Annotated in this window: 10 protein-coding genes; all 10 read right to left on the bottom strand. The window is 63.1% G+C overall.

From position 1 onward, the window contains the following. Positions 1–111: 111 nt before the first annotated feature. Positions 112–1,263, bottom strand: coding sequence for an HDOD domain-containing protein (locus tag O987_RS02245; RefSeq protein ID WP_080731428.1), 1,152 nt, complete (start codon positions 1,261–1,263; stop codon positions 112–114). A 172-nt stretch (positions 1,264–1,435) separates the two neighbouring features. Then, positions 1,436–2,635 (bottom strand): flagellar hook-associated protein FlgL, encoded by a 1,200-nt coding sequence (gene flgL / locus O987_RS02240; protein WP_043370691.1) that lies wholly within the window; start codon positions 2,633–2,635, stop codon positions 1,436–1,438. A 20-nt stretch (positions 2,636–2,655) separates the two neighbouring features. Further along, on the bottom strand, positions 2,656–4,635 hold the full coding sequence (gene flgK / locus O987_RS02235; RefSeq protein WP_043370689.1) for a flagellar hook-associated protein FlgK: 1,980 nt from the start codon (positions 4,633–4,635) through the stop codon (positions 2,656–2,658). Continuing rightward, positions 4,632–5,654: a flagellar assembly peptidoglycan hydrolase FlgJ gene (flgJ, locus tag O987_RS02230; protein WP_003059196.1), complete on the bottom strand. Its 1,023-nt coding sequence runs from the start codon at positions 5,652–5,654 to the stop codon at positions 4,632–4,634. Before flgJ ends, flgK begins: the two co-directional genes overlap by 4 nt. Beyond that, positions 5,651–6,799, bottom strand: a complete 1,149-nt coding sequence (locus O987_RS02225; protein ID WP_003059198.1) for a flagellar basal body P-ring protein FlgI — start codon at positions 6,797–6,799, stop codon at positions 5,651–5,653. Before O987_RS02225 ends, flgJ begins: the two co-directional genes overlap by 4 nt. Before the next feature lie 20 nt (positions 6,800–6,819). After that, complete coding sequence (locus O987_RS02220; protein WP_051962279.1) at positions 6,820–7,527, bottom strand: flagellar basal body L-ring protein FlgH; 708 nt, start codon at positions 7,525–7,527, stop codon at positions 6,820–6,822. A 169-nt stretch (positions 7,528–7,696) separates the two neighbouring features. After that, positions 7,697–8,479, bottom strand: a complete 783-nt coding sequence (flgG, locus tag O987_RS02215) for a flagellar basal-body rod protein FlgG (RefSeq protein ID WP_003059201.1) — start codon at positions 8,477–8,479, stop codon at positions 7,697–7,699. An 18-nt stretch (positions 8,480–8,497) separates the two neighbouring features. Beyond that, on the bottom strand, positions 8,498–9,238 hold the full coding sequence (locus O987_RS02210) for a flagellar basal body rod protein FlgF (protein WP_003059202.1): 741 nt from the start codon (positions 9,236–9,238) through the stop codon (positions 8,498–8,500). A 108-nt stretch (positions 9,239–9,346) separates the two neighbouring features. Then, entirely contained in the window at positions 9,347–10,615 is a 1,269-nt protein-coding gene (gene flgE, locus O987_RS02205; protein ID WP_043370687.1) for a flagellar hook protein FlgE, read from the bottom strand. Between the two features lie 14 nt (positions 10,616–10,629). Continuing rightward, positions 10,630–11,292: a flagellar hook assembly protein FlgD gene (locus tag O987_RS02200; protein ID WP_003059204.1), complete on the bottom strand. Its 663-nt coding sequence runs from the start codon at positions 11,290–11,292 to the stop codon at positions 10,630–10,632. Positions 11,293–11,296: the final 4 nt, after the last annotated feature.

The following is an 11,296-nucleotide window of genomic DNA, read 5'->3' as shown; positions in this document are numbered from 1 at the left end:
AGCCCTGCTTATGCACGACTCTGCCCCATCGCACATTCATCAGTTTGATAGCTGCCATCCCCCATCTGCAATGGGATTAGGCCTGTTTTCAGTGAATTTTCATCCGGACACTCAGGTCTGAGCCTGGGGCATGCCCAGCCTGAGTTCACCGAGCATGCGCAGCAGCATCCGGTTGAGGTCCTCGGCCTCCCAATCCTCCTGCTCGCGCAACTGCCGGATGGGCGCCGGGTCGCGGCTCTCCAGGGCCTGGCTCATCTGCAGCACGGCCGCATAGGGACCGGTGCGCGTGACGATGGCATCGAAGATACGCTCATTCAGCGGTGTGCGTCGCAAGATGGTGGCCACCGGCTCATGCAGCAGCAGATCCAGCTGCGAAAACAGGCTGCACAAATACATCTCGCGCTGCAGGTCCAGGCTCACCCCGGCCTCGATCAGCTGCTCGGCCAGCCTTGCGCGCAGCACGACCTGGGTGCGCAGAGGCACCAGATCCTGTTCGGTGCAGGCATGGGGCAGCTGGTCGGCCAGCCAGCGCTCCAGCGTGCCAAGCCCCAACATCACCAGCCCGCGGCGCAGCGAGTCCACGCCGCGGCGCAAGCCCAGCGCGGCCGAGTTGGTATAGAGCAGAAAGCGATAGGCCAGCACCGGGTCCGAACCCAGTATCTCTTCCATCACATCCAGGGACTGCTCCTTGTCGATGGCCTTCATCAGCCTGAAGAGCGCATCGCGCGAGGGCTGGGGCTGCTGCAGCCGAAAAGCCTGCATGGTGTCTGCCACAGGCCAGCCGGCCACGGCGGCCGCTTCGTGCTCGTCGAGACAGGAGCGCGCCAGCTCCAGGCTCTGCAGGCTCTGGTACATCTGGCCGTCCAGCAGATTCAGGGGCTGGGTGGCAAAAAAGCCCGAAGCGGCCTCCCTGTCTGCATCCTTTGCCGGCTGGCTTGGGCGCACCACATTGGGCAGTCCTGCGGCTCCTTGCGGCGGCAGGCTCAGCAGGCTGCTGGCAAAGCAGCGCGCCGCATCGGCATCGGGCACATCGGCCAGCGATCCTCCCCAGACCAGCATCAGCCCGCGCGCCTTGGCCTTCTGCACCAGCTCGTAAATACCTTCATCCTGCTGCAACCAGTCACCGCGCACCTCGATCCAGGGGCTACCCTGAGGTGCATGCTCGAGAAGATTGCACAGAACCTGGCGGGACTGTGGCGATATCAGCAGCGGCGGCGCCTGACGGCTCCAGATCTCATCCACGGTGCGCAGAAAATGCGCCATGTCGGCAGAGCTGCCAGAGTCCTCGTGCACATAAAGCTGAATCCCTGCCAGGCGTCGCGTACGTCCCCAGAGCGGCCGATAACCAAGAGTCAAAGAGCTGAGGGCAGACTGGGTCATGGAGGATTTGGACAGGTGAACGACGAGACATCAAGACGGGCAGAGCCCGCAGGAATCAGCCGATGTAGTTGAACAGTGACAGCTTCTGGATCTGAGCATAAGACTGCAGAGCCGCCTGCAGACCCACGGTCTGGGTTTCTTTTTCAGAAAGCGCGGGAATCATATCCAGATCTTCGGCTCTTGAGCGGTCAGCCTCTTGCTGCAACGACTGTGCGGACAGTCCGGTTTCAATGCGATCGGCACGGTTGAGCAAGTCACCCGCAAAGCTCTGCACGGTCTGCATACGGCTCATGCCGGTATCGATTTCCGCCAGGCCCTTGGCGATGGCATGGGTCAATGCCCCCGTCGCCGTGGAGCCATCGGTATTGCTGCCGTTGCGCACGGCATCAATCGCCTTGTCCAGCACGCTGAAAATGTTCGAGCGCTGGCTGGGTGACACGGTAAAGCTGTCGCCGGCGGCAGGTTCGCCCGTGATGGTCAGCTTCATGCCAGCCACCTCGATCGCCTCACCCGATTTGTAAGGCTTGAAGGTCGCTCCGCCATCCAGGCTGTACTGAGGCTTGCCGTCGGCATCCATGGAGAACTCGACGCTGACGGGCGTGGTCAGCGCGGTTGCGGCGGACGGGTCCGAGATCACGCCCACATCGGCCCAGGCCTTGCCCTTGTTGCTCTGGTTTGCATTGACTTCCAGCACGCCGTTTCCGGTCGGCACATTCATCCATGCCGCTGCACCATCGAGCGAGTTGGGAATGCTGTTGTCGCCACTGCCGGACTGACCGGGCTGGCCCGCAAACGTGTAGCCCTGCACGGGCTGCTCGGAGCTGTCGAGGCCGCGAAACAGCGGCAAGCCATTGCTGTCCTTGCGGTTGGCATAGCCCATGAGCTGGTCGCGCAGGCTCGTCATCTGCGCCACCAATGCATCGCGCGAGGTCTGGTTGAACGTGCCATTGCCCGCATTCACCAGCAGATCGCGGAAGTCTTGCAAAGCCTTGTTGGCCTCGCCCAGAGTCGCTTCGCCGTAGGAGATGATATTTCGTTGCGCGTCCAGAGAGCGCTGATCGGACTCGGTGCGTGTCAGCCTGGTACGGGCGCGCTCGGCCTGGGCGGCCGCCACCGGGTCGTCGCTGGCGCGCAGCACGCGCTTGCCAGCGGTAATCTTGTCCATCAGGTCGACCAGATTGCTCTGGCGCGAATTGATGTTGCGAACCGAGCTGTCATACATGCTGGCCGTGCCAACGCGGGCGATATTGGTCATGATTGGCTCCTTGTTGCGGATCAGCGGCCCACGGCCTGAACCACGCTGTCAAAAATTCCCTGTGCCACCTGCAGCATCTTGGCCGAGGCCTGGTAGGCCTGCTGGAACTGCAGCAGCTTGGCGGCTTCCTCGTCGAGGTTGACTCCCGACACAGCCGTGCGGTCAGCCTCCAGATTGTCGGCAATCGTGCTGGAGAGCTTGGCGGCGTAATTGGCACTCTGGGTGCGTGTGCCGACCTGAGCGATCAGTGCCGAGTAACCGTCGCTGAGACTGGTACCACCATCAAACACCTTGGCGTCGCGCAGATCCATAAAGGCCCCCGCATTGCCGGCATTGCGCGTATAGGCGTCACCATACTGAGGATCCAGCGCATCGCCCACCAGTACCGAATCGCCGTCGTGAGGCGTCCCCGTCAGCGTGATGGACCAGCCATCGACCTCAATCGGTTGGCCAGACACATAGGGCTTGCCACTGACGTTGCTGCCAGCATTGCTGGAGCCCGAAACGGTATAGCTGATATTGCCTTGCGCATCGGTTTGAAAGCTCAGTTGCACACCGGTAGTCGTAGGCGGCACCGTGAAGTCACCCGAATTGACTTTCAGTCCCGCCAGCTGCAGATTGCCCTTGTTGCTCTGCGACATGCCCGCTGTAATCGGATTGGCTGCAGCCAGATCGCGCGGCGAGGACACCAGGGCCTTGAAGTCATGCGCAACATTGGCATAGGGCTGAAACAGGACGGACTCGCCTTTTGCTCCGGCACCCGATACATTGAAGCGCAAACCGTCAACCGTGGTCGTTGCCAGCTCATTGATATCGGCAAAATCCGTGACTTTGTTGTCCGACAGACGAATCAGTGACAACGCGCCGTTGTCCTTGAACAGCACCTTGTAATCGGAGGCTTGATAGCCCGTGTAATCCAGCGGCGTCTTTGGAATGCTGGTGGAAGCCGTATCCACAAACTGCGCCTGCGCCGTGATGCCGGCAATCGAGGTATGCCCCACAACCGTGCTGGGCACGGTGAACAGGGCAGCGCCCGGCTTGCCATCCAGCGTCAGGCCGCTTTGCTGCTGCTGATTCATGGCAGCACCCAGCGTGGCCGCCATGCGGCCCAGCAAATTGCGGCCCTCGGTCAAGTCGGAGTTCTGAAATTGCAGCAGACCCGCCAGCTCACCGCCACCAACCATATTGGCCGTCAGCTCCACCGTCTGCCCGCTGCCTTGCTGGAAGTACAGGCTCATCTGGCCGCTGCCAGGGTATTGCACAGACTCCTTGAGACTGAGTTGCGCGGCAGTCTGCCCCATCACCAGCGGCTGGCTGCCGCCTACAAACAGCGTGATGGAGCCATCGCCGGCGTCGACCTGCGAGGTCTGCACATATTTGTTGATGTCACGCACCAGTTGATCGCGCTGATCCAGCAGGTCGTTGGGCACACCGCCAGTCGCCACAGCCCGGCTGATCTGCGAGTTCAGCGACGCGACCTGGCTGGCCAGGCTGTTGACCACGTTCACATCGTTGGTCATCTGCTGCTTGGTGTTGTAGTCCAGCTCATCGAGCTGACCGGAAGCCGAGCGAAAGCGCGCAGCCAGCTCATTCATGCGTGTGAGCACCACGTTGCGCGAAGTCAGATCCGTGGGGGCACTGCTCACATCGGCAAAGGAATTCAGCATGTCGTTGACTGCAGCGCCCAAACCATTGCTGCCGCCCGAAAACACTTCCTGCATCTGATTGAGCGACTGCGAGCGCGCCGCGTCCGATGCGCTGACCGCGCTGGCCGCTGCGGCCTGGCGGTTGAGCAGCTCGCTGAAGTTGCGCAAGATGGTGGCCACATCGGCGCCGTTGCCGATATAGCCGTTGCCGATGTTCTGACCCGCCGAGGTCTGGAAGGCCACGCTCTGGCGCGAGTAGCCCGCGGTGTTGACGTTGGCGATGTTGTGCCCTGTGGTCTGCAGGGCGATCTGGTTGGCCATCAGGGCGCGTGCGCCCACGTTCAGAAGACTCATGACTGGTTCTCGGTGATCTTGTTGATCTGGGCGGCACGGGCGCTGGCGCCCAGACGGCTTGCGACGTTGGTGCTGCCGGCGTTGGCGACTGCGACCTGGGCCACGCTCTGGATGGCGCGGCTGAGCTTTTGCGCATAGGCCGGATCGGTGGCGTAGCCGGCCTTTTGCAGCTCGCTGGCATAGGCCTGGGCAGAACCGGTCTGGGCCATGGCTTTTTCGTAGCGCGGATTGCTGCCGATCAGGCGTGCGTAGTCGCGGAATGACTCCTCGTAGGAGTCATAGGCGCGGAATTTGGCCGTCACCTTCTTGGGCGCGCCATTGATGTATTCGGTGGTCGTGACTTCGGCAACCTTGCCCGTCCAGCTGCCGCCGGCCTTGATGCCGAACAGGTTGAACGAGTTGCTGCCGTCCTTGTTGCGGATCTCGCTCCTGCCCCAGCCCGTCTCATGCCCTGCCTGGCCGATCATGTAGTGAGCCGGGATACCGCTCTCGCTGGCCACGCGCTGGGCCGCGCCGGTGTGTGCCGTGACGAAATTGTCGCGGCCCTTGGGAGCCGGTGCATAGGCATTGATCGTTTGCGCAGCCTGGCTGCGGCTGCCGCTCCAGGCGCCGTTGCTGCCCACATTGCGCCAGGCATTGCGGCTCAGGCTCAGGGTGGAAGGCACGGCAATTTCGGCGTCCTCGGCGGCGTCGACTCCCATGCTGCGCGCCAGCTGCTTGCTGATGGCATCGGTGAGACCGCCGGGCTGTCCCGCCATGGCCACCGAAAGTTGCTGATCCAGCAGGTCGGTGCTGAGATTGCCCTGCGCGCTGTCGAGCAGACCGGACTTCATGGTCGCCTCGCGCATGCTCTTGATCATCTCGCGCATGAACAGCGATTCGAGCTGCTTGGCGGTCTCGCGTGCGGCCTGGGGGCTGTTCTCGCCGGCCGCCGTCTTGAGCGCATTGAGCGAACGTGCATCGACAGCCAGCGCATTGCTGGCCGCCAGCGATGAAGAATGGGGCAATGACGTGCTCATATCACCTCCAGCTCGGCGTCCATCGCGCCCGCGGCCTTGATGGCCTGCAGGATGGCCAGCAGGTCCTGGGGCGTGGCGCCCAGCGAATTCAGTGCCCGCACCACATCGGTGAGCTGGGGCGAATTGGGCATGTTGATGACCTTGCCGGGCTCCTGCTTGACCTGAATATCGGACTTCTGCGCCACCACGGTCTGCCCCTGCGAGAACGGTGCGGGCTGGCTGATGACCGGCGTGGTGCTGATGGTGATGGACAGGTTGCCGTGGGCAATCGCGCAGGGGCCCAGGGTCACCGCCTGATTGAGCACGATGGAGCCGGTGCGGGCATTGATGACCACCTTGGCCGCCGGCTTGGAGGTCTCGATGGGCATCTCCTGAATCTCGGCGATCATGCGCACGCGCGAGCCCGGGTCGATGGGTGCGTTGACCTGCACCGTGCGGCCGTCCAAGGCCATGGCCGTACCGGCACCCAGGCGCTGGTTGATGGCGCGCACCATCTTGTCGGCAGTCTGGAAGTCGGTCTGATTCAGGCCCAGCGTGATCGTGCTGCCCTGGTTGACGGGGGTTGGCACTGCACGCTCCACCTGCGCGCCCTGCGGCACGCGGCCCGCGTTCAGGTGGTTGACCTGCACCTTTGAGCCGCCGGCCGCAGCCCCGGCTCCGCCGACCACCACATTGCCCTGGGCCAGCGCATAGATCTCGCCGTCCGCGCCGCGCAGCGGTGTCGCCACCAGCGTGCCGCCCTTGAGCGACTTGGCGTTGCCCATGGAGGAGACATTGATGTCTATGGCCTGGCCGGGCTGAGCGAAGGCCGGCAGCTCGGCCGTGATGATCACCGCCGCCACGTTCTTGAGCTGCAACTGGGCCGCATTGCCCGTGGCCGGCAGGGCGATGCCCATCTGCTCCAGATAATTGGCCAGCGCCTGCTTGGTGTAGGGCATCTGCGTGGTCTGGTCGCCCGTGCCATCGAGGCCGACCACCAGACCGTAGCCTGTCAACTGGTTGCTGCGCACGCCCTGGATGGCGGCAACCTCCTTGATGCGTGTGGCATGCGCAGGCAGGGTGAGCCCGCTGGCGCCGAGGGCTGCGACCACCAGCAAGGCGGTGTGCGCAGGGCGCAGTGACAGGAGCGTGGACAGTACTTTCATACTGCCCATTCTCGGAAGAATCAGAACGGCATAACGTTCAAAAAGAACCGGGACAACCAGCCAATTGACTGGGCTTCACCGGCCTGGCCACGGCTGCGCGATTCGACGCGCAGATTGGCCACCTGGGTCGATGCCACGGTGCTGCCCGGACGCAGCGAGCGCGGGTCCACTGTTCCCGTGAAACGCAGCACATCGACGTTGTGGTTGACACCGATCTGCTTCTCGCCGGCAATCACCAGATGGCCGTTGGGCAGCACATCGACCACGGTGGTGGCAATCGAGCCTGTGAAGGTGTTGTTGCTGCTGGTGGCTCCCGAGCCCTTGAAGTCGTTCTTGCTCTCGGCCCCCAGGGTGAGCGCATCGGCCACCGTCTTCTCGGCGCCGCCCCTGAGCAGCGGCAGCGAGGTGATGCCCGTGCTCAGCTCGTTGGCTCGCCCGACCTTGGAGTCCGTGCTCTGGCTGGCCGAAACGCGCTCGACGATCTGCACCGTCACCGAGTCGCCCACCATGCGGGCGCGCTGATCCTCGAACATGGGGCGGTAGCGGCTGGCATTGAACAGGCTGCCGGTGGGATTCTGGGCCGTCTGCTCGCGCGGCTGCAGCACGGGAGGTGCCGTCGAGGGCATGTCCACGGGCGGCGGTGGATTGAGCGTGACGCAGCCCGAAACCAGCAGGGCCCCGGCGAGGGCACAGAGCGGCGGGCAATGGGAAACAATGGCTTTGAACATGGCGGCAAGTCCTTGGCAGTCAGGCGCTTCGCCCCTTGTGCCCTGCGTGCGCAATGCACGCTATTGAAATCAGAGCTTCTACCGCTTTCTCAGAATGGAAATCAGCATCGAATTGATCTGAAAACCATATGTGTCAAGCGCAAGCTGCTCCTCAATACATGGTGATCAATCAGAGCTGTGCCAGCTTGGCCAGCATCTGGTCGGAAGTCTGGATCGCCTTGGAATTCATTTCGTAGGCGCGCTGGGTCTGGATCATGGTCACCAGCTCCTGGACCACGTTCACGTTCGAGGCTTCCAGATAGCCCTGCTGAATCGTGCCCAGGCCGTTGGTGCCGGGCGTGCCCTGCTGGGGCTGTCCCGAGGAGGCCGTCTCGACGTAGAGGTTCTGGCCGCGCGGCTCCAGGCCCGCGGCATTGATGAACTGGCTCATTGCGATATTGCCCACCTGCTGCGGCGCAGCCTGGCCGGGCATGGTGACGCTGACCACGCCGTCATGGCTGATTGACACCTTGGTCGCGCCCTGAGGGATGGTGATGCCATTGGCCACGGGCAGGCCGCTGGAAGTTACCAGCTGGCCCTGGGAATCGACCTCGAACGAGCCGTCGCGGGTATAGGCAATCGTGCCGTCGGGCATATTGACTTCGAAGAAGCCGTTGCCGTTGATGGCCACATCCAGCGCATTGCTCGATTGCTGCAGGCTGCCCTGCAGAAAGTTGCGGCTGGTTGCCACTGTGCGCACGCCCAGGCCCAGATGCAAGCCTGTAGGCAGCTGGTTCTGCTCGGTGGTCTGCGAACCCGACTGGCGCAGGTTCTGATAGATCAGATCCTCGAAGACCGCATTCGCGCGCTTGTAGCCCGTGGTGGAGACGTTGGCCAGATTGTGCGAGATCACGTCCAGCTGCGTCTGCTGGGCTTCCATGCCGGTCTTGGCAATGAACAGCGAATTGATCATGACGTATTCCTTTGGCTATCAGCCGTTCATGCTCAGCAGCTGGCTGGCGGATTTATCGTTGGTTTCTGCGGTCTGCAGCAGCTTCATCTGCTGCTCGAACTGGCGCGAGGCGGCGATCATGCCGACCATGGTTTCGACGGAGTTCACGTTCGATCCTTCGATCGAGCCCGACAGCAGGCGTGCCGTCTCGTCGTTGGGCAGTGCATCGCCCTGGGCCGCGCGGAAAAAGCCGTCATCGCCGCGCACCAGCGGCTCGTCGACGGGCGGCGTGACCAGCTTGACGCGCCCCACGGCCACGGGCAGCTGATTGCCCATCTTGGCGGTCAGCGTGCCGTCCGAGCCCAGGGAAATCGTGGACTCGGGCGGGATATCGATGGGCGCACCGCCGTCGGAGAGCACGGCCTGTCCATTGCTGTTGACCAGCTGCCCTTCGGGCGAGATCTCGAACACGCCGTTGCGCGTGTAGGCTTCCTGGCCATCGAGCCCCTGCACGGCAAACCAGGCGCGCCCCATGGCCATGGCATCCAGCGCACGACCGGTGCGCTGGGCTGGGCCGGGAGTGTCCTGATAGCCGGAGGTGGCCTCCAGCGCAAACACGCGCGTGCCGGCTCCCGTGCCCTGCAGCGGCACCGAGCGGAAGGTGGACATCTCGGCGCGAAAGCCGTTGGTGCCGGCATTGGCCAGATTGTGGGCCAGCACGGCCTGACGCTGGGCAGCCGCATTGGCCCCAGTCATCGATGTATAAATTATTCTGTCCATGCTGACCTTTCTTGCGTCAAATCACTCGCTTTTTCCGCCTCCCCCGGATGCCGGCGCTCAGCCTGGGCGTCCCGTCAGGAGGCGCAAAGCGCCTCAGAGGCTTACCCGTTACCGCAGATTCACCAGGGTGGAGAACACCTGATCCTGCGTCTTGATGGTCTGGGCGTTGGCCTGATAGGAGCGCTGCGCCGTCATCATGTTGACCAGCTCGGCCGTCAGATCCACGTTGGACTCTTCCAGCGCACCCGACTGCAGCGAGCCGAAGGTGCCGGTCTGGGCCGAACCATTGAGCGCAGGACCGGAGTCGGAGGTGGCCACCCATTTGTTGTTACCGATGGAGCCCAGACCCTGGGTATTGGTGAAGGCCGCCAGGGCGATCTGACCTTCGGTACGCGTGACGCCGTTGGAGTAGGAAGCCACGATGGAGCCGTCGCGGCCCACATTGATGCCGGTCAGCGCGCCCGAGGTGTAGCCGTCCTGCTTGAGACTGCTGACGGCGAACTTGGTGCCGAACTGGGTCAGGCCGCCGAAATCGAAGGCCACGTCGAATGCGGGCAGGCCGTTGGGATTGGCCGTGCCGCCGCTGATGCTCAGGTCCAGCGTGGTGCCCGATCCTGTGGTCGGGGCGTTCGGCGTGACGCTGGTGAGCTTGCCGCTGGCATCGAACACGGCCGTGCCGATGGGAGTGGCCGAGGCATCGAGCGAGTTGAAGATGTTCCAGGTGTTGCCTGTGGCATCTTTCTCGAAATACAGATTGACGGGAATGGCCGTGCCCTGGGTGTCATACACATTGAGCGAGGTGCCATAGGTGGCACGCGGCGTGGCAGCCACGGGAGGCGTGGCCGTCGCGTCGCCGGCGGCAGCCGTGGCGCGCGCATCCAGATTCAGCTCCACATTCACCGTGGAAGTCTGCTTGGCGGGAATCGGCTGCCCTGTGGGAAAGCTCATCGGCACGGGAGTGGCGCCCGACTGGATCTTGCCGGTCGTGGGATCGACCACATAGCCCATGACATTGTCGTTGTCCACGGTCTTGAGGTTGCCCTCCTTGTCCAGACCGAAGTTGCCGGCGCGCGTATAGGCGATGCTGCCGTCGCTTTGCTTGACCACGAAAAAGCCGTTGCCGTTGATGGCAAGGTCCAGGTTGTTGCCCGTCGAAGTGATGGAGCCCTGCCGGAACTGCTGGGACACGGCGGCCACGTTGACGCCGATGCCGCTGCTCTGACCGCTGGCCGAGCCGATGGCGCTGGCGATCATTTCGGCAAAGTCGGCGCGCGATGCCTTGAAGCCCGTGGTGCTGGAGTTGGCGATGTTGTGGCCAATGACGTCCAGATTCTTGCTGGCGGCGTTCAAGCCCGAGAGACCTTGTTGAAAACCCATGATGTGCTCCTCAATCAGTAAACGGCCTTGATGCCGGAATAAGCCACGCTGCTGCCGTTATCGAGTTCCAGCGACAGCGCGCCGTTGGCCGAGCTGGCGGCGATCACGGCATGGGGCGCCAGCGGTGTGGATGCCACGGCGGTCGTGCCATTGGTGGCAACCACGCTGTAGCGCAGCTGCGAGGAGTCGCCGCTGTATTTGTCCTTGCCTTCCCAGGTGAAGTAGTTGCGACCGGCCGTGCCGCCCCCCAGATCGATGGTGTCCACCAGCTCGCCGCTGGCCGTGGTGATCTGGATCTTGACGCTGGCCGCCTGGTTTTCCAGATCGAAGGCTGCGGTATGCGTGCCGTCGGCCGCCACGCCCAGGGTGTTGCCCTCCGTCAGCACCGTGCGGCCGATCATGGAAGTGCCTTGCAGCACCTGCATGGCCGAGAACTGGCTGGACATGGAAGCCATGGTCTGGTTCAGCTGCTGAATGCCAGTCACGGTGTTGATCTGCGCCATCTGCGAGGTCATTTCCGCGTTGTCCATGGGATTCATGGGGTCCTGGTTGTTGAGCTGGGCCACCAGCAGCTTGAGGAAGCGGTCCTGCGCCTCGTTGGGGTCGGTTACCGAGTTCTTGGTATTGCTGGTGGTGTTGGTCGTGGTGCCGTCCACGCTGCTTGCGCCGTAGATCATGTGT

Origin of the sequence: Comamonas testosteroni TK102 (assembly GCF_000739375.1) — a bacterium.
Lineage (GTDB): Bacteria > Pseudomonadota > Gammaproteobacteria > Burkholderiales > Burkholderiaceae_C > Comamonas > Comamonas brasiliensis.
Note: the sequence above shows the minus strand (reverse complement) of the source record. Positions and strands in the feature narration are given on the sequence as shown.